This window comes from Aliiroseovarius sp. YM-037 (assembly GCF_048060095.1).
Taxonomy (GTDB): domain Bacteria; phylum Pseudomonadota; class Alphaproteobacteria; order Rhodobacterales; family Rhodobacteraceae; genus JBLUOA01.
On record NZ_JBLUOA010000007.1, the window covers coordinates 75250 to 95632 of the forward strand.

Consider the following 20383-nt stretch of genomic DNA (forward strand, 5'->3'; position numbering starts at 1 on the left):
TCTTATCGGCACAGGGACGGCGAGCCCGGATTTCCGGCAGAACCGACCCCCGTGTTTCCGGGTCTCCGAGGATACATCGGCAGGCGAACAATAAGACAACGACGCCTCGAAATGTCTCTTCGCACTTGCGTGCTTGTCTTCCCGACTTTTCACGCCGATACCCTCAGCCACGTTTGTTCTTCTTTCCGAAGCTTTGTCGGTCACGGCCTACGCCCGATCCGGCATGGATATGGGGGAAGGATGAACACCCAGAATGCCCAATGGCCGCAAAGATCACAACGCGAGTATCTGCTCCAACACATATGTGCGACAGAGAGGGGCCGAGAGTTGATATCGTCCTGCTTGATGAGGCAGTGTACAGTGTCAGAGAAGGAAAAGGATGATCAGCGATTTCACCACCCGTTTGACGCGGTTCGTCGCCACGCCGCACCGGCTCAGCGATGCCGACGCCCAGCAGGCCGCGCTTTGCGTTGAGGATACCATGGCCGTCATCTATGGTGGGTGGCATGAACCGGTGGTTCGCCGACTGGCCGCGCTCGACGAGGGCGGGCCGACAGTCCCAGCGGGAGCCGCCGAAGGCGGCAGCCCCGAACAGGCCGCGTTCCTCAACGCGGTCGCCGGTCATGCGCTCGATTTCGACGATGTCCACACGGTCAGCGTCACCCATCCCAGTGTTGTAATCGTACCGGCGCTGCTGGCCGTCGCGGATGCACGGCCGGAGTCGGCCAGCCGCATCGCCCCCGCGCTTGCGGTCGGAACAGCAGTCAATGTCGCGCTCGGTCAAATCCTGGGTTTCGGTCACTACAACAAGGGCTGGCACGCAACATCGACCATCGGGGTTCTGGCATCGGCGGCAGCGGTCGCGCATCAGCTTGGGCTCGACGACGATGCGGTCAGCAACGCCCTGTCCCTGGCTGCGTCGCTGGCCGGGGGGATGCAGATCAATTTCGGCGCCATGGCGAAACCGATCCAAGCCGGAAACGCCGCCCTTGTCGGACTGCGCGCTGCCCGGATGGCCGAGGCCGAAATCACAGGAGCCCCCGATATATTCGCAGCGCGCGGCTTCTTCGATCTCTATGCTGGCGCGGACGGGCTTGCGGCCGACCCCGCAGAGGTGGAACCTCGGATCGATCTGGGCACGGTGTCCCGCAAGCTGTATCCCTGCTGCTACCTCACCCACAGGATGATCGCCGCAGGGCGGCATCTTTACGCCGAACGCGGCGGCAACGCGGTGCCGGAAGGATCAGTGATCGAAATGACGGTGCCTGAAAACGTCATGGTCCCGTTGCATGTCACCGACCCCAAGGATGGAATGCAAGCCAAGTTCTGCGCCGCCTATACGCTCGCCGTGGCCCTGCATCAGGGCCAGGTCGGGCTGGTGGATTTCGAGGGGGACAGCCCCCATCGCCCCGCGGTTCGCCGGCTTATGGACATGGTCAGTATCCAAACCACACCGGAAGCGGGGCGGGATCACGTCGGCGTGGACCGTGGCGCGGTCCATGTCCGACTGCGCAAAGGGAACGTAACCCTGGCCGAAACCTCGGTCGCGGCGCACCCCGGTTCGCCCTCGGATCCGGCGACGCCTGCAGCGATCGGGGACAAGATTGCCGATTGTCTCGGGAAATATCGCAGGGACGGGGGCGTGCCGCCCGCTGCCAGGGCGTTCCGCCGGGATCTGCGCACGCGGCTGCATCTTCCAGGGTTGCAAGAGCCGACGGCCCCCGACGGACAAGCAGCCTATACGCGGCAGGACAGACCAGAGCATGGCACGTCCGCTGCCAATCAAGCACCGTCTGAAAGGACCGTCTGATGGACTCGATGATCCATGACATGGCCGAACGTCTGTTCCGCGACCATGTCACCCACCGCCTGCGCGAAGACGCCGCCTCCGGGCAATTCCCCGAGGCTCTCTGGATGCGGATCGAGGAAGCTGGACTAGCCATGGCGCTGGTGCCCGAGGCCGCAGGCGGGTTCGGCGTGCTCCCCGGCGAGGCGCTTGGGCTCGTGCGCATCGCCGGGGCGCATGGCCTGCCCCTGCCGCTGGCAGAAACCCTGATCGCCAACGCGGTACTGGCGGGCGCGAATCTGGCCCTTCCCGGCGGCAGGCTGACCATTGCCGAGGGCGAGGCGCTGCGGCTGGAACGGCGCGGCGAGAAGATCCACGCGAGCGGGCATCTGGCACTGGTGCCCTTTGCCCGCTGGGCGAACCGGATCGTGACCAACGCCGTCCTGGACGGCGCCGATCACGTCCTGTCCTTGCCGGTGAAGGAACTGGCCCTGGACCCGGCGCAGGATCTTGCCGGGATGCCACGCGACGATGCCGAGGTCGATCTTGCGCTGACAGAGGCCGATGTCGGCGTCGTATCGCGGCCTGTTGAGGGGATGCGCGCGCTCGGCGCACTGATCCGCAGTCTGGCCATCGCCGGCGCGATGGAGACCATTCTGGAGATGAGCGTTCAGTACGCCAACGACCGGGTGCAGTTCGGGCGGCCCATCGGCAAGTTTCAGACGATCCAGCACTATCTTGCGACCATGGCCGGAGAAACCGCTGCCTCGCGCACTGCCGCCGAGATGGCCGCAAGCAGCTATGATACACCAGCCTTTGCACTGACCGTTGCCGCTGCCAAGGCCCGCGCCGGGGAAGCGGTGGAGAAAGTCGGGGCATTGGCCCATCAGATCCATGGGGCACTCGGTTACACCCAGGAACATTCGCTTCACCATTTCACCAAGCGGATCTGGGGCTGGCGTGACGAGTTCGGCACCGAGCTTGACTGGACCGGGGAATTGGGGCGGGCCGCCCTGTCGAGCCCGCACGACACCTTCTGGCATTTCATCACCGACAGCGCTGTACAAGGAGCGCCAGCATGAGCCTCACAGCGTTTCCGCCCCCCCCGTCCTGCACCGACTATGACGACCTCCGGCAAGAGGTCCGCGCGTTCCTGGCCGAGGAACTGGCCGATTTCCCGCCCGAAAAACGCGCGGAGTCGTGGAATGGGTTCAGCCGCGACTTTTCACGAAAGCTGGCACGGCGCGGCTGGGTCGGCATGACCTTTCCCAAGGAATTCGGCGGCCACGCGCGCAGTGCACTGGAGCGCTATGTCGTGTCCGAAGAGCTGCTGGCCGCCGGTGCGCCGGTGATTTCACACTGGATCGCAGATCGACAGAGCGGCCCGCTCATACTGGCCAAGGGCACCGATGAACAGAAACGCCGGATCGTACCACGGATCGCCGCGGGCGAGCTTTGTTTCTGCATCGGGATGAGCGAACCGGATTCCGGCTCGGACCTTGCGGCCACGCGCACGGTTGCCACCGAGGTTGACGGGGGGTTCCGGATCAACGGCACCAAGGTCTGGACGACCTATGCGCATGTCGCCGACTACATGATCCTGTTCTGCCGCACCGGCAAGAGCGACGATCGCCACGGCGGGATGAGCCAGTTTCTCGTCGATCTCAAGGCCACCGACCACATCTCGATCAGCCCGATCATCGACCTGGGTGGCGAGCATCATTTCAACCAGGTGGTGTTCGACAATACCTTTCTGCCGTCCGATGCGCTGCTGGGCGAGAAGGGCGAAGGCTGGTCGCAGGTCATGAGTGAACTGGCCTTCGAGCGCAGCGGCCCCGAGCGGTTCCTGTCGTCCTTTGCCCTGATCGAGGAACTGATCCGATTGCTGCGTGAAGACGCAACCGAAGCGCAGCAGGCCGAGATCGGCCGTCTGTCCGCGCATCTGATGGTGCTGCGTCAGATGTCGCGTTCTGTGGCCGGAATGCTGAACGAAGGAAAGAACCCGTCACTTCAGGCCGCCATCGTCAAGGACCTTGGTGCGCTCTTTGAACAGGACATTCCGCGACTGGCCCGCAGTCTTGTCACGCGCCCGGCAGTGCCTGGCGGGCGCGACAGTTATGCGGCAGTTCTGGCGTATACCGAACTTGCGGTGCCCTCGTTTTCACTTCGCGGGGGCACCCGCGAAATTCTTCGCGGCATCATCGCGCGGGGCCTGGGGCTGAGGTGAGACCGACCGTGCTGACACAACAGGGGCGCTCTGCAAGCAACTAGTGCAGGGCGGTTTCGTCAACAACCCCGGAACGATGGCCAAGTGCTCTGGAAAGCCGATCCGCTGCAGTCTTGGCTGCCGCCACATACTGTTTTCTGTTTCGTTTGGCGCGTTCCACAGGGGCACCAATGACCAAAGCCCCTGCCAGATTTCCGTCCGCGCGAAAGACGGGAACCCCGAAACCCGCAGCATCAACATGCGCCGTACCGACCGTGCTGGCATAACCGGATCTGCGAATCTCGGAAATTATCCCGCGCAGTTCATTTTCGTCGGTGATGGAATTGGGTGTGAGAGACTTCAATTCGGTGCACTGAAAGTAGGCGTCCTGTTCCTGCGGCGTGTCAAAGGCCAACATGACCAGCCCTGATGCCGAACAATACAATGGCCGGTTGATCCCCTGCTGGGCCACGTACCGTACAGGCTGGGGGCTTTCGATGACCGACGAGTAAACGACATTTTCGCCGTCCCGGACAGCAAACAGGATGGTTTCTCCGGTCTGGTTGACTACATCGTTCATAACCCCGCGCAGGACCGATTCGAACGGGTGGTTGGTCAGGATCGACTGGGCGAACTGAAAAATTCTCGGGCCCAGAAAGTAATTGTCTTTCTCGCGCATCAGGTACCCCTTCTCGGTGAGAGGGCGAAGAAGCACCAGCAAACTGCTTTTGGGGCAACCAATCGCGTTGCTGAGCTCCGAAAGAGACATGTGCCGTTTGCTGTACGCCAACAGGTCGAAAAGCGCGAGGATACGTGTCAGAGACCGGGGCGCGCCTGATGTGTCTCCGGCGGCTTCAGCTCGGTCAGATCGCGCGGTTTTCATAATCGTGTCTCCAGTGCCGCTATCCGGAACAGGCCTATGCCTTTCCCGGCTCAGTATCCGTCGTGCGTGCCTTGATCATCCGCAACGGCGTATACTCCAATACCTGTTCTCCAGTTTGCTTGAACACCTTGTTTCGCGTCCGCACCAGTCCTCGGTTCGGCCGGCTCTTCGACCGGCGCGATTCGATTACCTCGACTTCACAATGGATGGTGTCCCCCGCGAACGTGGGTCCCATGACCTTAAGTTCCATGTCCAGAAAGGCAAAGCCCGTATGTTGCATTGTGGATTGGGTCAAGAGCCCTTCCATGAAAGTATAGACCAGCGCACCGGGCGCGGCGAAACCGGGAATATTGGATTCCTTCTCCCGGAAGTCACGATTGATGAACAAGACCTCAAGCATGCCGGTGACGCTGACAAAATTCGTGATGTCGGTTTCGGTCACGGTGCGACCAATGGTCCGAAACCTGCGCCCGACCGGTAAATCTTCGTGGCAAAATCCGAGTCCTACAGTTTCCATTCCGCACAATTCCCTTGATCAGTTCGATTTTCTGAGAGGGTTCGGCCACACCTGTCCTGCGCCCGGAACACGCCCCGGTTTCTCAAGGTTAGGCGGCAAGCTCGGCAGCAATCAATCGACCGCCTCGTTTTTTACGGCTTTCACGCCGATTGAGCACATTCTTGATGAATCACATCCTTCGCTCCAAGGACCGCTTTTTCGGCACCACAGCACATATGTGGTTTCGCGCGGCTGGTGCCGGATAGCGTTTGGGACATACCGAACGCTGAACTACCCTTTCGTGAGTGGGCACCCAATGCCATGATCCGAAGGGGACCAGCATGAATTTCGGTTTTTCCGACGAACAGGATGCCATACGCGACACGCTGGCACGAATGCTGAGCGATCACGCCACTCTCGCGGTGGTGCATGACTGTCTTGAGACTGCCGAAGGGTTCGATTCCGCAACATGGGCCGCCTTGGCGGGCGGCGGATGGCTGGGTCTTGCGATTGCCGAAGACTACGGGGGTTCGGCGATGGGGGCGGTCGAGCTGGCCATTGTCGCCGAAGAGATTGGCCGCAGCCTGGCCGCCGTACCCTTTGCCCCGGTTCTTGGCCTGGCGACCCCGGCGATTCAGGACTTGGGCACGCAAAGTCAAAAAGAAAAGCTGTTGCCGGGCATCGCCGAAGGCCGCCTGATCGTCGCCACCGCGCTTGCCGAGGATGGAGGGTCTGCACCGGAAAGGGTCTCGGCAAAAGTGGTGCAGGATCGCCTTTCTGGACGCAAATCACCGGTTTTGTTTGCAGCCGATGCGTCATTTGCATTGGTCGCTGCGCTGGACGAAGGCGGCACCGTGCGCCTTTACCTGGCGGATCTTTCCGATCCTTCAGTGTCGATCAATCCGCATGATGCGATCGACCGGACGCGTCCGGCAGCCGAAATCGTCTTTCACGGTGCGCCGGTTGAATTGCTTCCCGGTTCCGATCCCGCGGCGATCCGGACCCTTCTGGACGGCGCCGCAGTGCTGGCTGCCTTCGAACAGATCGGTCTGGCCGAACGCGCGCTTTCCCTGACCAGAGACTATGCCTGTGAGCGGCAGGCATTCGGACGCCAGATCGGCAGTTTTCAGGCGGTCAAACACCGGCTCGCGGACATGTTCGCCAAGATCGAACTGGCACGGTCCAATGCCTTTTTCGGTGCGTGGGCGCTGGCGAGCGGGGATAACCGACTGGCCGAAGCCGCGGCGGTGGCGCGCCTCTCCGCACTCGATGCAGTGCAATTCACCACCGAGGAATCGGTGCAACTTCACGGTGGGATCGGATTCACCTGGGCCGCCGACCCGCACTTGTTTCTGCGGCGCGGCTGGCAATTGAAGGCCGAACTCGGCCCCGCCGATCTTTGGCGCGAACGGTTGCTTTGCGATCTGGCGAACGGACCAGCGGCCGCTAACTGACAAGGACATTGAACGAATGGATTTCAGCGATAGCCCAGAAGAAGCCGCATTCCGCGCCAAAGCGAGCGACTGGCTGGATGCCAACGCGACTCGCCGCGATGGCAGCGAAAAGGCACAGGATCATTTCATGGCGCGCGACGCCGACGAAGTTGCCCGTGCGCGCGACTGGCAGTCGCGAAAGGCCGATGCTGGCTGGGCGGGGCTGACATGGCCCCGCGCGTTCGGCGGTCGTGACGCCACCCCGATCGAGCAGGTGATCTGGAATCAGGAGGAAGGACGCTATGCCGTACCGCCCAACGTCTTTCTGATCGGGATTGGGCTGGTCGGGCCTACGGTCATGATTCACGGCACCGATGACCAGAAAACCACATTCCTGCCCCGTGCCCTCACGGGCGAAGACATCTGGTGCCAGCTGTTTTCCGAACCCGCAGCCGGGTCCGATTTGGCCGGTATCCGCACCCGTGCGCGCCGCGAAGGCGACGAATGGGTGATTTCCGGTCAGAAGGTGTGGACCTCGGGGGCACATTATTCCACCCACGGCATCCTGTTGGCGCGCACAGATCCACAGGTGCCCAAGCACAAGGGAATGACCATGTTCCTTGTGCACATGTCCGACCCGGCCATCGAAACCCGTCCCATTCGCCAGATTTCTGGCAGCTCCAGCTTCAACGAAGTGTTTATCGACGACCTGCGCGTGCCGGACAGCGCCCGCCTGGGCGGCGAATCCGAAGGGTGGAAGGTAGCGCTGACCACACTCATGAATGAACGGTTCAGCATTTCCGTCGGCCGGGCCAGTGGCGGCGCACGGGCCGAGGAATTGATCGATCTGGCCACCCGTGTCGAACGGAACGGCCGCCCGGCCTTCGAGGACGGCGAAGTGCGCGCACGCATTGCCGATTTTATCGCACGGCAACGCGGGCTGGAATTCACCTCCTACCGGGTCATGACATCGCTGTCGCGCGGCGATGCGCCGGGTGAAGAGGGCTCGATCGGAAAACTGCTGCTGGGCAAGCTGCGGCAGGAAATGGGCGCTTTCGGGATGGAACTGGCCGGAACTGCGGCCGGTATATCGGCCAAATCTGGAGATGACGTGGCGCGCTGGCGAAACGAATACCTGACCGCGCCGGGCAACCGGATTGCCGGAGGATCGGACGAGATCCAGCGCACGATCATCGGCGAACGTATTCTCGGACTGCCGCCCGAAATACGCATCGACAAGGATGTCGCGTTTTCAGAGCTTTGATCTGACAGGGAGACGTCCGGGACCAACGACCAATAAGGAGGAGAAAACCATGAAGTTCAAGATAACTGGTATCGCTGCCGCATGTCTGGCAATTGCGACCTCGACGGGCGCACAAGACATCGATCTGCCTGACGTGATCGCGTGGTCGGCCTATGACACGGGATCGGCCGGTCATGCCCATTCCATTGCCATCGGCAACATGATGCGCAGCAAATACGGATCGACGGTCCGCGTGCTTCCGGGACGGAACGATGTCTCGCGAATGACGCCTCTCAAGAACGGGACGGTCGATTACTGCCTGTGCGGTATCGCCTCCTATTTCGCGGCCGAAGGGGTTTTCCTTTTTGCTGCGCCTGAATGGGGGCCGCAGCCGATCCGGGCAGTTCTTCAGGCCGTTGGCGACTACGGACTGGGTGTTGCTGTCGCCGCCGATGCGGGCATCGACACGATTGCAGATCTCAAGGGGAAACGGGTCGCTCGCGCCGTCAGCTCTCCCGCGATTGACAACAACATGGAGGGTCTGCTGGCCTTTGCGGACCTGACATGGGACGACGTAGAGACTGTGGAGTTTTCGGGCTATGTGAACTCTCTCAAGGGCATTCTCGAAAACCGTGTGGATGCGGCGTTTGCTCTGACGACGACCACTGTGAACTACCAGATCGAATCGAGCCCGCGCGGCCTCAAATGGCTTGAAACACCTGCGGACCAAAGGGAAGCATGGGAACGCTACACCAGCGTGACGCCCTTTGTAACACCGCACATGGTGTCGGTGGGGCCAACCATCGACCCTGCCTCTCCACGACCTATGGCGCTGTACCCCTATCCGATCCTTGTCACTGAAACCGATCAGGATAGCACCGAAGTTCGCAACATCGTCGCCGCGCTTGACGAGGGGTTCGACGACTACAAGGATGCCGCCCCCGGTGCCAATGCATATGCGATTAACCGCCAGATCCTTTCCTGGGTGATGCCATGGAGCGATGGCAGCGTGGCCTACTTCAAGGAAAAGGGTCTTTGGACACCAGAGGCCCAGGCAAATCAGGACAAACTGGTGAATCGGCAAGACGTCCTCGCCCAGGCTTGGAGCGGATTTGTCGCCGACGCACCTGACGGTGAAGAAGAATTTGCCGCTGCATGGATGAAAGCCCGCGCTCAGGCACTGGAAGAGGCCGGCCACGAGGTCTTTTTCCGCTGATGCGACGCAGCGCGGCGTCCAGCGGGCGCCGCGCAATAAGCAACGCAGCACACAACAGGAATACGGGCATGTCACAAGTAACACAGGACGCGCCGGCGCAACCGGCCGGCATGGGCACCCTGCCCGCATTTGTGCGCTGGTTGCTCGTCGCCTCAGCGGTTCTTTTGACCGCGGCCTCGGTCAACCATCTCTTCAATCTGGGGTTCTTCATAAACATCCGGTTGCTTGAGATTCACTACCTGTACGTGATGCTCTTGCTGACGCTGCCGTTGGTGTTCCTTGTCTTCCCTTGCTCAAAGTCAGACCCCTACGGATCGACGCGGTGGTGGGATTACTTTCTGGCGCTGCTGGCTCTGATCACCTGCGCTTTCTTTGCCTACTACGGGCGCAGCGTGGTGAACAAAGGGTGGGATTTCGCCGCGCCCCTTCATGCCGTAATCGCCAGCTTCGCCTTCTGGTTCCTGCTGCTTGTCGCGGCGCGGCGCACCGGCGGCTGGATGCTCTTCGCGGTCATCCTCTCGTTTTCCATCTACCCCATGATCGCAAACTATGCGCCCGGCCCGATCCAGGGCTTCCAGCGCTCGCCCGTCGAGACGGCGATTTTCCACGCGATGAGCGGCGAAAGCGTGCTGGGCATACCGATGCGCAGCTTTGTCAATCTTGTCGTGGGATTCATGATCTTCGGGGTCGCGATGCAACATACCGGCGCGGGTCCGTTCTTTATCGACATCGCCTTTGCCGCGCTCGGGCATGTCCGTGGCGGGCCGGCCAAGGTGGGTGTTCTGACCAGCGGGCTAACTGGTTCGATGAGCGGCAGCGTGATCACCAATGTGCTGACGACCGGGTCGATCACAATTCCTGCTATGAAAAAAGTGGGCTTCAGGCCCGGCTATGCAGCAGGGATCGAAGCGGCGGCATCGACGGGGGCGGTACTGATGCCCCCTATCATGGGCGCCACCGCCTTTGTCATGGCGACTTTTCTGGCGACAGACTACACCAACATCGTGATGGCGGCGGTTCTGCCATCGCTGTTCTACTTCTTCGGCCTGTTCGCACAAATCGACGCGTACTCGGCGCGCAACGGGCTGAAAGGCGTTCCGCGCGCCGACCTTCCCAGAATCGGCAAAGTGCTGCGCGAAGGCTGGTACTTTCTCGCCGTCTTCGGGCTGCTGATCTGGATGCTGCTCTACCTCAAGCGTGAGGCCATCGCCCCGTTCTATGCCACCGCGTTGCTTCTTGTCCTGAACCAGCTGCTGTCAAAATCACGCTGGGGGCGGAAGGAGCTGATGAACTTCCTGATCGCCACGGGACGGCTGTTCGTCGAACTGGTGGCCATCTTGGCGGCGGTCGGACTGATCGTCGGCGGGCTTGCGGTGACCGGGATGTCCGGGACTATCTCCAACGATCTGCTGTTCATCGCGGGCGGCAACACCTTTTTGTTGCTGCTTCTGGGGGCCTTGACCAGTTTCATTCTTGGAATGGGCATGACCGTGACCGCCGCCTATGTGATCCTCGCAGTGTCGCTGGCACCTGCCCTGATCGCCGGCGGGCTCGATCCGATCGGCGTCCATTTGTTCATCCTTTACTGGAGTATGTTGAGTTATATCACACCCCCGGTTGCTTTGGCGGCTTTCGCCGCGGCGGCCATTGCCCAGGCCAAACCCTTCGCGGCAGCCTTCGAAGCGATGAAACTTGGCACCATCATCTACATTATTCCCTTCTTCTTCGTCCTTGACCCCGCGTTCACCCTGCAAGCCGGTCCGCTCGAAAGCCTGCTCACGGTTCTGCGCGCCGGTGTCGGCATTCTGTTGATCTGCGCCGGTATTCAGGGTTACTTGCTGGGCGTCGGGCGGATCGAATCCGACCCGATTGGAGCAATTGCGCGGATCCTGCTCGGTATTGCCGGACTGGCCTTCGCCTTTCCATCGCATCCGGACCTAGCCGTTCCGATCCTCGGTGCGGTAGGAACAGGTATCGGGCTGGCGGCACTGGCAGTCGCTCTGGTGATGTTCTCGACCAAGCAAGAGACAGCGTAAGATGAGCGCGCAGGACGGCAGACCAGACATCCCCGCCCCGTTCAACGCATTGCTAGGTGTGCGCTTTGTCTCGTGGTCCGATGGCAAGGCCGAACTGGAATTGCCTATCGGCCGCGACCATCTGAACGGCGCTTTCGCCGTACATGGCGGTGTCTTCGCGACAATGTTGGACAACGCAGTCACCTTTTGCGCGGCCTACGCGGGGGAGGGCCGCCCGGGTCATCGCTGCCTTACGCTTTCGCTCACAACCAGTTTTGTCGGCCCGGCAGCCGAAGATGACACGCTGACGGCGCGCGCGCGCCTTGTGGGCGGCGGGCGCAAACTGGTCTTTGTACAGGGCGAGATCTTCAATCAAGACGGGCACCGTCTGGCCCATGGCGATGCCGTGATCAAGCGGCTCGCACCACCGTCGTAAACACCTGAGTGAACCGACAGTGAACGAGACCAAACAAACGAAGGACAATAGGAGACAGAAATGATCAACCCGATGGCATTGGACAATCAAGTGGTTATCGTCACAGGCGCCGGACAAGGTATCGGCCGCGGCGTCGCGGCGCTGGCGGCAGAGCTAGGCGCCAAGGTCGTGGTGAACGACCTGAACGAAGACGGCGTCAAGGAAACCGCCGAACAGATCGGTGGCAATGCCCGTGCCATCGTAGGGAATGTGGCCGCCCCTGACTTTCCCGGGAAGCTGGTGAAATTTGCGCTCGACGAATTCGGCGATATCAATGGGCTCGTGAACAATGCCGGCATCGTGCGCGCGGCGATGATCCACAAGATGGACCGGGCCACGTGGCAGCAGGTCATCGACGTGAACCTCACCGGTGTCTTCGCCTGTCTTCAGGCTGTTGGCACCTATTACAAGGATCAGACCGAAAAAGATCCGGAGAGCGCTGCGCGCCGCGCCATCGTGAATATCTCGTCCGATGCCGGGCGTCGCGGCACCATCGGCCAGATCAATTACGGGGCGGCAAAATCCGGGGTTCTGGGCCTGACCATGAGTGCCGCGCGCGAATGGGGCCGTTACCGCATCAACGTCAATTCGGTCTGTTTCGGAATGGTCGAGACACCGATGACCGAGACCATCCGCTCCGACAAGTTTGTCGACAAGTACATGGCGCAGATCCCGATGGGCCGGATGAGCACCCCCGAAGAAGTCGCACAGCCCGTCTGTTTCCTGTTGTCCAACGCGGCATCCTATATCACCGGCCAGCACCTGAGCGTGAACGGTGGCTTCCACATCGGGTTCTGAGATGACAGGTATAGAAAAAGGCCCTGGGCCGGATGCTGTCTTCGCCGCGAAACTGGCCGAGGGCACCTTTGAAATTCAGAAATGCGGCGGCTGCGGCACCCATGTCTTTCATCCGCGCGTGATTTGTCCGGCTTGCGGAGGCGCAGACCTGGGATGGGTCGCGCCCACCGGCAGGGGCACTGTCTATGCGCGTACAGTCGTCCGCCGCAAGCCGGAAAGAGGCGGCGACTACAATGTGGTTCTGGTGGATCTGGAGGAGGGCGTGCGCATGATGTCGCGGATCGACGGCATCGAGCATGACCGGATTGTTACCGGTCTGAAGGTCACCGCTTCGGTCGGCGAAGGCGCGGAGGGAAAACCCGCCGTGGTTTTCGAGCCGGAAGGAGGTGCGCAATGAGTCTGCGGGGAAAAGCCGCCATCGTCGGTACCGCGCTTGCGGGCTGCGGCGAGGCCCATGGCAAAGGCGCGATGGAGATTACAATCGAAGCGGTGCATGGCGCTCTGGCCGACGCGGGCATTGCGCTTGGCGAGGTTGACGCCATCGCCACCTGCCAGCCGCTGGACATGCTGTCGGGGCTGACGCTGGCGCAGGAACTGGGCTTGTCTCCCAAGTTCACCATGAATAACCGCATGGGCGGCTCGTCGTTCCTGTCGCATACGCTTTGGGCCGCGATGCTGCTCGAGTTGCGGCTCGCGGATACCGTGCTGATCTGCTACGGATCGAACCAGCGCACCGCCTCGGGCAAGCTGATGACCGCGCTTGGCCTGCCGACCTATGAGGCGCCCTACCGGCCGTTGTTCCCGCTGTCTTCCTATGCGCTTGCCGCGGACCGCCACATGACGCAATTCGGCACCACGCGCGAACAGTTGGCCGACGTGGCCGTTGCCGCACGCGCTTGGGCCCAAAAGAACCCCGAAGCCTTCCTGCGCGATCCGCTGACGCGCGAAGATGTCATTGCGTCGCGGCTGGTTTCAGACCCGCTGCGGGTGCGCGACTGTTGCCTGGTCACCGATGGCGGCGGCGCCATCGTGATGCGGCGCTCTGAGGCTGCCAAGGATCACCCCAGGCCGCCTGTGTATCTGCTGGGCGGTGGCGAGGGCACGACTCACCGAGACATTTCCGAAATGGCCGACCTGACCGAGACAGGCGCCGTCCAGTCGGGTCAAACGGCGATGGAGATGGCGGGCGTCAAGCCCGCAGACATCGACGTTGTGCAGCTCTACGACGCGTTTACCATCAACGTGATCTTGTTTCTCGAGGATCTGGGCTTTTGCAAGAAAGGCGAAGGCGGTGCGTTTGTGGCGAACGGCGGCATCGCGCCTGGCGGCCACCTGCCAGTCAATACCAATGGTGGCGGCCTGTCTTGCGTGCATCCCGGGATGTACGGCATCTTCACGCTGATCGAGGCGGTGCGGCAGTTGCGCGGTGACGCTGGCGACCGCCAAATCGACAGCGCCGAACTGGCCCTGGCCCACGGCAACGGCGGTGTCCTGTCCAGCCAGGTTACGAATATCTTGGGCACCGACGCCACGCTCTGACCAGGCCATCGGGCAAGACAGAAGCGGCCCTCTGCAAGGAGGGCCGCTTTGCGTTTCTGCCTGAGGCAGCTCAGTTCGGATAGGTTGCCAGGTCGATCTTGGAATAGATTTCCTGACGCAGAAGGTCGGCATAGGGCTGCGGGTTGTCGCGGATCGGTTGCAGCGGACCCGTCAGACCGTGCCATTTCTCGATCAGTTCGCGATAGGTCGCGATCAGCGGGTCCGGATCTTCGATGCCGCGTTCCTCGCGCGAGATGCGGGCGATCTCTTCAAGATCCGCGGTGCGGAAATCGATGAGATCCTGAAGAAACTCAGGCGAGGGTTCGTGCACCTCCAGACCAAGGTCACTGGCCTCTTTCAGCACGTCCAGATCGTCGGTTTCGTAATACACCTCGGTCTGCGCCACGGCTTCGGGGATTTTCTTGGCGAATTGCTCGCGTTGCTCCGGCGAAAGCGAGGCCCAGAACTTCGGGCCGACGGCAAAGATCGAACCGGAATGATAGGTGCCCAGCGGCAGTTCCGTCAGGTGCTTGGCAACCTCGATCAGGCTGTGCCCCTTGAGCGCACCGATCGGCTGCACTGCGGCGGTCACGACACCGTGGCTCATCGTGTCGTACATCTCGCTCGACGGCACGTTCACAGGCTCTGCCCCCAGACGCACCGCCCAGCGGTCCCAGACCGACCCGCCGGTGCGCAGCTTGACGCCCTGCATGTCTGCGATGTCGATGATCGGCTTGGTGGTCAGCAGTACATAGGGTGCCGTGCTGATCCCGCTAAGCGCCACCATGCCGTTCTTGGCGAACTCCTCCTTGCAGGGCTGACAGTGCAGCATCACGAATTCGCTGGTCGCGCCGGCCATCGCATAGTGGTCTTCACCGAGAAGCGCGAGATCGGCAACCAGCTGCGCGTAGGGCATTTCCGAGCGGAAATACGTCAAAGCCAGTAGGCCGACATCGGCAACCCCGTCGCGCAGGCCGGACAAAGTCGGCTTGGGGCCAAGCAAGGCACCGCCAGTAAACAGCTTGAAGTCGAAGGCATCTGGAAATTCTGCCTCGGTCATTTCGGCATAGGCGGCATGGCCACGCGATGTCGCGTGATTGGGCGAGGTCCAGTTGGATATAGTCACCCGCTTCTCGGCCAGGGCCGGTGTCGCCACAAGGACGGCTGTTGCCGCCAGCGCGGCCAGCGCATTGGTACGTTTCATGTTGTCTCCTCCTCTTTCTCAAAGTCCCGCTGTTGCGCGGGGTTCGTCACGGCCGGGATGGCCGAATCAGTTGCCGAGTTCCGGCAGGAACATGATCAGGTCGGGAAAGGCGACCATGATGATCAGGACCGCCACATCCGCAGCCAGAAACCACAAGACACCCTTGAAGATCAGTGAGATCGGGATAGAATCTCCGACGATGCCCTTGATGACAAAGACGTTCAGCCCGACCGGCGGGGTTATCAAAGCCATCTCGACGAGCTTGGTTGCGAGCACGCCAAGCCAGATCAGGCTGATATGATTTGCTTCGTAGATCGGGAGAAGAATGGGCAGCGTCAGCAGCAGGATTCCCAAAGGGTCGAGTATCATGCCCAGCAGGCAAAAAATGACTGCCGTACCGATGACCAGCGTCAGATAGCTGGCGCCCATGTCGATCACCAGGCCCGACATGGCTTCGGGAACCCCACTGATGGCCAGGAAACGCGAGAACAGATTGGCGCCCACCGCGATGATGAAGATCGCCGCAGTCATTTTCGCCGTGTCCAGAAGCGCGATCTTTGAGACTCTCCAGTTCAGAGTGCCGCGCGCAGCCGCAATCCCGAAAGACAGCGCAGCTCCGACCGCGCCAGCTTGGGTGGGGGTGAAAAATCCTGAGAACAACCCGCCAAACACGCCCAACACCAGCAACAACAAGGGCCATGTTTCGCCCAAAGCTTCAAATCGCTCCGACCAAGTCGAGCGTTCGTCCAGCGGAGGCGCAAGTTCGGGATTGATCCGCACGCGAATGATGATCACCGCCGCGTAGCCCAGCATCGTCAGCAGACCCGGGACGATTGCGGCAAGAAACAGCTTGCTGATCGCGACTTCAGCGAAGATCCCGTAAATGATCAGAAGGATGCTCGGTGGAATGAGCGATCCCATCGTCCCGGCCGCAGCGACGACGGCGGTGCTCAAACCGGGATCGTATTTCCGCTTGAGCATTTCCGGCACAGCGATCCGTCCCATGGCCGCAGCACAGGCAAGGCTGGAACCGGCCGCCGCCGAAAACAGCGCGGCCCCTCCGACACTGGCCACTGCCAGCCCGCCGGGCAGAAACGACAGCCAAATCCGCGCGGCCTTGAAAATCCCGCGCGTGATGTCGGTCTGATAACAGACGTAACCCATCAAAAGGAACATCGGGATCGAACTGAGGGTCCAGTGCGCTGCAAAATCATAGGGCACGGCCGTCAGCAGACCGAATGCCGCCCCGCTGCCCAACATGGCCCAGAACCCGAAGAAGGACACGATACCCAGTGCAACCGCTATTGGGAGGCGCAACAATACCAGCACGATCACAGAGACGATGCCGAAAAGGCCGATTTGAAAAAAGCTCACCGTCGTGCTCCTATTCGTACATGTCGTGATTGAGACTGGCCATGCCTGTTTCGGTGAAGGGGCGTTGGATCAGCTTTGCCAGCAAAAGCAGCACCATCAGCCCCGCGCCAATTGGCAGAAAGAAGCGACCGGGCCAGACGGTCACCGCCGCCATGCCCATGGATTTTTCTCCAACGGTGTATTTCTCGACGGCGTCTATCCAGGTCTGCCAGGTCAGCAGGCCGTAGAACATCGCAGATAATGCCAGCGCCAGCATGTCCAGAACGGTCCTGCCCGCCGCCGGGATCAGATCGTGGATCAGATCGACCTTGATGTGCTCGTTGGTGAATTCGACGAAGGGTAGCGGCAGGAAGACCAACCCAACCATGTAGTAATAAGACACGTAATCCACCGTTCCAGGCAGCGGCTCGGCGACAAACTGGCTCAGAACAACATCGAGCGTAACATGGACCATCATCAGCGCCGCCAGGGTAGTCGCAACATAGGTGATAATCCGCGACACCCAGCCAAGTCGTGCAATAACTGTTTCCATCGCTATCTCTTCCCTGTCGTAATAAGGGCGCAAACCGCTTGGTCAGGCGCCACGGAAAACCGGTTTTCTCTTGCTCAGGAAGGCGTCGATGCCTTCGGCGTGATCCGTGCTCTTGATGATTTGCCCCTGAACGATGGCTTCTGTTTCAAGAAAGCTCTCCAGCGAAGGTTGCATCGCGGCGCGCATCAGCCGCTTGGTACCGGCCAGGGCAAAGGTCGGTCCTGCGGCCAGATCTGCCGCATAATCCAGCGCCGCCGTGTCGAGGGCATCATCGGAATGAACCTGGCTTGCCAAACCAAGGCTCAGGGCTTCATCGGCCGGCACCAGCCGCGCAGAAAAGGCAAGGTCCGTTGCACGCTGCCGCCCGATCAGGTTCTGAAGAAAAAACGCCGCGCCGCCATCCGGGGCCAGGCCGACCTTGCGAAAGACCTGACCGAGTTTTGCAGTCTCGGAAAGCAGGACGACGTCGCAGGCCAGCGCCATGCTCAGACCGATCCCGACTGCGGGACCGCGCACTGCGGCAACCACAGGCTTCTCACAATTGAATATGGACAGGATCATCTGATGTGCCCTGTACAAACGGGCCCGATCACCCCAGACATCGTCCTTGCCCATGGTCGAAATATCCGCGCCCGCACAAAAGGCTCGGCCCTCGGCCCGGAATAGAACTGCCCTTATTTGCGGGTCGGTTTGAATGTCGCGAAACGTGTCCATGAGTTCGACGCGCATTTCGAGGGTCAGCGCATTCAGCTTGTCGGGCCGGTTCAACGATACGATGGCCAGACCTTCTGAGTGTTCTACAGTGATATCACTTGCCATGACCGCCCCTCCCTGTGGCGCATTTTCGTCAATCAGTGAACAGCGACCGTGCAATCCCGTTCTTATGTATCTGGGTCGTTCCCCCGGTGATCGTCAGCATCCGCACATCCCGCACCATCCGCTCCAACGGAAGCGAACCGAAATAGCCGTAGCCGCCGAACATCTGCATGGCGTCATGGGTTACGCGTTGCGCCATTTCGGTGGCCTGAACCTTGGCGATCGAAGACAATGTGGGATCGGGCTGGCCGCGGTCGATCAACGACAGCGCCGTATAGCACAGCGACCGTGCGGCCTCGATCTGCACCTTCATGTCCGACATCATCCATTGCAGCCCTTGCATTTCAGACAGCGCCTTGCCGAATTGCCGGCGGGTTTTCATGTAGTCGCGCGCGAGGTCGAACGCCCCTTCGGCGACACCAAGCGCCAGAATCCCCATGCCGACGCGCGTGGCGTTGTAAACGCCCAGCGGGCGGACAAAGCCGCTGGAATTGTCGGCCAGCCCTTCGGTCACGATGTTTTCGGACGGCACCCGAACGTCGTCAAAGTGGATCTCGCATTCGTTGCAGCCGCGTGCGCCCATCTTCTGTTCGAGGATTTTCACCGTCACGCCGGGGCTTTCGCGTTCCACCAGAACCGTGCCAATGCCGCGCGCGCCCTTGCTGTCGCAGAACCGCGCATAAACCAGAAGATAATCGGCCCGGTCGCCGAAGGTGGTAAAAATCTTGCCACCGTTCAGTACATAGTCGTTGCCGTCCTGCCGCAGCGAGGTCGTCACTGCCGTGGCGTCCGAGCCTGCCTCAGGCTCGGTCCAGGAAATCGCGCATTCGATCTCACCCGCCGCAAAGCGCGGCAGGAAATCGCGCTTCAGCGCGTCGCTGCCGCAGGTGGCGATGATCCGGGGCGAGACGTTCTGATCGTGGACGATCAGCGCGGTGTTGAAATCCACCTTCGCCAGTTCCTCGATCACGAGGTAGCAATCCACCAGCGGCGCACCACCGCCGCCAAATTCCTCGGGGATGGTCATGCCCAGATAGCCAAGCGCGGCCAGGCGATTGTGGTTTTCCTCGGGGTAGATACCTTCGCGGTCCCAGCGCGCGGCGCGGTCTCGGAATTCCCCCAGTGCCAGCTTGTGCGCGGCATCCTTGAGAGCGATCTGTTCTGTCGTCAACAAAGAGGGATGCATCCGCCCTACCCCCGCCGCTGGTTGAAGCTGTGGCCATAGACCATGGCGGCAATCGTGTTACGCAGGATCTCAACGGTGCCACCGCCCAGCGCGAAACCGCGCGCGTCCCGCACCATACGCTCCAGGGGGTATTCGCGTGTATAGCCGTTATGGCCATGAATCTGGAGCGCGTCGTTCGTGACCCGCTGCGCCATTTCGTTGGCGTAGAGCTTGGCCATGGTTGCGTCCATCGGATCGGGAAAGCCGTTCGGGGCCGGGTTGGTTGCCGCCCGATAGACCATCAGGCGCGCAGCATGGAGCTGCGTGGCCATGTCGGCGATCTTCCATTGCAGGCCCTGGAATTCCTTGATCGGGCGCCCGAACTGATGGCGGATCTCGGAATACGACTTGGCAGCCTCGAAAGCACCCTGCGCCAGCCCGACGCACATCGCTGCGTTGCCCACCCGCTCGGGACCGAAACTGCTCATCAACAGCGCGAAGGAGCGCGAGCTTTCGGGATCGCCCTCAACCAGAACGTCCTCTGGGCCGGCCTTGTAGTTTTCAAGGATGATCTCGGCCTCTGTAAGACCCCGGCCACCCATCTTCAGCGATATGTGGCCGATCCGCGCGCCCGGCTTCTTCAGATCGACGACAAAGGCACCGATCCCCTTTGCTCCGCTGGCCTTGCCGAAACGGCAGAAGACCAACGCATAATCGGCCACATGGGCGCCCGTGGACCAGCATTTGTTCCCGTTCAGCACCCAGCCGTCGCCATCCTTGGTGGCCGTGGTGCGCAGGTCGGTCACGGCCGACCCAGCCTCGGGTTCGCTGATGGCGATTGCGATGAATTTCTTGCCGGCCGCCATGTCTGGCAGGAACCGCTTTTTCTGTTCGTCGCTGCCAAGAACGCTGATCGCCCGGGATGGGCCGTTCAGGTAGAGCTGCGAGACCAGCGCCGTGTTGAAACAGACCCGCGCCATTTCTTCTAGAAACACCGTGCCCTGGATCACCGGCGCGCCGGAGCCGCCGTATTCTTCAGGGATGAACATGCCCAGATAGCCAAGTTCGGCCAGCTTGTCGCGGTTTACGGTCGGAAACTCTTCGGTTTCGTCCCAATGGGCGGCCATGGGAGCAAACTCGCGCTCAGCCAGCTTGCGGGCCGCGTTGCGAAAATCCTCCAATTCCGGATCGAGGTTGAACAT

At 61.2% G+C, this 20383-nt stretch carries 19 protein-coding genes; 11 read left to right on the top strand and 8 right to left on the bottom strand.

All coding sequences use genetic code 11. The features are described 5' to 3' along the window. The first annotated feature begins 379 nt into the window (after window positions 1-379). The 3 genes from ACEWPJ_RS17205 to ACEWPJ_RS17215 are packed head-to-tail and all read left to right on the top strand — an operon-like array spanning window position 380 to window position 4013. Window positions 380-1810: an MmgE/PrpD family protein gene (locus ACEWPJ_RS17205; protein ID WP_238372724.1), complete on the top strand. Its 1431-nt coding sequence runs from the start codon at window positions 380-382 to the stop codon at window positions 1808-1810. Next, window positions 1810-2868, top strand: a complete 1059-nt coding sequence (locus tag ACEWPJ_RS17210; protein WP_238372725.1) for an acyl-CoA dehydrogenase family protein — start codon at window positions 1810-1812, stop codon at window positions 2866-2868. The genes ACEWPJ_RS17205 and ACEWPJ_RS17210 overlap by 1 nt, the downstream gene beginning before the upstream one ends. Continuing rightward, window positions 2865-4013: an acyl-CoA dehydrogenase family protein gene (locus ACEWPJ_RS17215; protein ID WP_238372726.1), complete on the top strand. Its 1149-nt coding sequence runs from the start codon at window positions 2865-2867 to the stop codon at window positions 4011-4013. Before ACEWPJ_RS17210 ends, ACEWPJ_RS17215 begins: the two co-directional genes overlap by 4 nt. 40 nt (window positions 4014-4053) lie before the next feature. Here the strand turns inward: ACEWPJ_RS17215 and ACEWPJ_RS17220 are convergent, their stop codons facing one another. After that, window positions 4054-4875 (bottom strand): IclR family transcriptional regulator, encoded by an 822-nt coding sequence (locus tag ACEWPJ_RS17220; protein WP_238372727.1) that lies wholly within the window; start codon window positions 4873-4875, stop codon window positions 4054-4056. A gap of 34 nt (window positions 4876-4909) precedes the next feature. Further along, window positions 4910-5392 carry a MaoC family dehydratase gene (locus ACEWPJ_RS17225; protein ID WP_273545121.1) on the bottom strand — a complete coding sequence of 161 codons (483 nt, stop codon included), beginning with the start codon at window positions 5390-5392 and terminating at the stop codon, window positions 4910-4912. Window positions 5393-5712: 320 nt separating this feature from the next. On the opposite strand from ACEWPJ_RS17225, the gene ACEWPJ_RS17230 reads away from it, so the two are divergent. The 8 genes from ACEWPJ_RS17230 (at window position 5713) to ACEWPJ_RS17265 (ending at window position 14090) form a co-directional block, all read left to right on the top strand. Further along, the gene (locus ACEWPJ_RS17230; protein ID WP_238372729.1) at window positions 5713-6825 is read left to right on the top strand and encodes an acyl-CoA dehydrogenase family protein; all 1113 of its coding nucleotides are present in this window, start codon (window positions 5713-5715) and stop codon (window positions 6823-6825) included. A 16-nt stretch (window positions 6826-6841) separates the two neighbouring features. Continuing rightward, on the top strand, window positions 6842-8068 hold the full coding sequence (locus tag ACEWPJ_RS17235; RefSeq protein ID WP_238372730.1) for an acyl-CoA dehydrogenase family protein: 1227 nt from the start codon (window positions 6842-6844) through the stop codon (window positions 8066-8068). 49 nt (window positions 8069-8117) lie between these two features. Next, entirely contained in the window at window positions 8118-9263 is a 1146-nt protein-coding gene (locus ACEWPJ_RS17240) for a TAXI family TRAP transporter solute-binding subunit (protein WP_238372731.1), read from the top strand. A 68-nt stretch (window positions 9264-9331) separates the two neighbouring features. Beyond that, window positions 9332-11299 carry a TRAP transporter permease gene (locus ACEWPJ_RS17245; RefSeq protein ID WP_238372732.1) on the top strand — a complete coding sequence of 656 codons (1968 nt, stop codon included), beginning with the start codon at window positions 9332-9334 and terminating at the stop codon, window positions 11297-11299. A gap of 1 nt (window position 11300) precedes the next feature. Beyond that, a complete protein-coding gene (locus ACEWPJ_RS17250) occupies window positions 11301-11714 on the top strand; it encodes a PaaI family thioesterase (RefSeq protein ID WP_238372733.1) in 414 nt (137 codons plus the stop codon). 60 nt (window positions 11715-11774) lie between these two features. Beyond that, complete coding sequence (locus tag ACEWPJ_RS17255) at window positions 11775-12551, top strand: SDR family NAD(P)-dependent oxidoreductase (RefSeq protein WP_238372734.1); 777 nt, start codon at window positions 11775-11777, stop codon at window positions 12549-12551. Next, entirely contained in the window at window positions 12529-12948 is a 420-nt protein-coding gene (locus ACEWPJ_RS17260; RefSeq protein ID WP_416514305.1) for a Zn-ribbon domain-containing OB-fold protein, read from the top strand. Before ACEWPJ_RS17255 ends, ACEWPJ_RS17260 begins: the two co-directional genes overlap by 23 nt. Then, window positions 12945-14090: a thiolase gene (locus tag ACEWPJ_RS17265; RefSeq protein WP_238372736.1), complete on the top strand. Its 1146-nt coding sequence runs from the start codon at window positions 12945-12947 to the stop codon at window positions 14088-14090. Before ACEWPJ_RS17260 ends, ACEWPJ_RS17265 begins: the two co-directional genes overlap by 4 nt. A 70-nt stretch (window positions 14091-14160) precedes the next feature. On the opposite strand, the gene ACEWPJ_RS17270 is transcribed toward ACEWPJ_RS17265, so the two are convergent. The 6 genes from ACEWPJ_RS17270 to ACEWPJ_RS17295 form a co-directional block, all read right to left on the bottom strand. Beyond that, the gene (locus tag ACEWPJ_RS17270; protein WP_238372737.1) at window positions 14161-15294 is read right to left on the bottom strand and encodes a C4-dicarboxylate TRAP transporter substrate-binding protein; all 1134 of its coding nucleotides are present in this window, start codon (window positions 15292-15294) and stop codon (window positions 14161-14163) included. A gap of 66 nt (window positions 15295-15360) precedes the next feature. Then, on the bottom strand, window positions 15361-16668 hold the full coding sequence (locus ACEWPJ_RS17275) for a TRAP transporter large permease subunit (protein ID WP_238372738.1): 1308 nt from the start codon (window positions 16666-16668) through the stop codon (window positions 15361-15363). Between the two features lie 10 nt (window positions 16669-16678). After that, the gene (locus ACEWPJ_RS17280; RefSeq protein ID WP_238372739.1) at window positions 16679-17200 is read right to left on the bottom strand and encodes a TRAP transporter small permease subunit; all 522 of its coding nucleotides are present in this window, start codon (window positions 17198-17200) and stop codon (window positions 16679-16681) included. A 42-nt stretch (window positions 17201-17242) separates the two neighbouring features. Next, the gene (locus ACEWPJ_RS17285) at window positions 17243-18019 is read right to left on the bottom strand and encodes an enoyl-CoA hydratase/isomerase family protein (RefSeq protein ID WP_238372740.1); all 777 of its coding nucleotides are present in this window, start codon (window positions 18017-18019) and stop codon (window positions 17243-17245) included. Window positions 18020-18047: 28 nt separating this feature from the next. After that, window positions 18048-19187 (bottom strand): acyl-CoA dehydrogenase family protein, encoded by a 1140-nt coding sequence (locus ACEWPJ_RS17290; protein ID WP_416514306.1) that lies wholly within the window; start codon window positions 19185-19187, stop codon window positions 18048-18050. Between the two features lie 20 nt (window positions 19188-19207). After that, entirely contained in the window at window positions 19208-20383 is a 1176-nt protein-coding gene (locus ACEWPJ_RS17295; RefSeq protein WP_238372742.1) for an acyl-CoA dehydrogenase family protein, read from the bottom strand.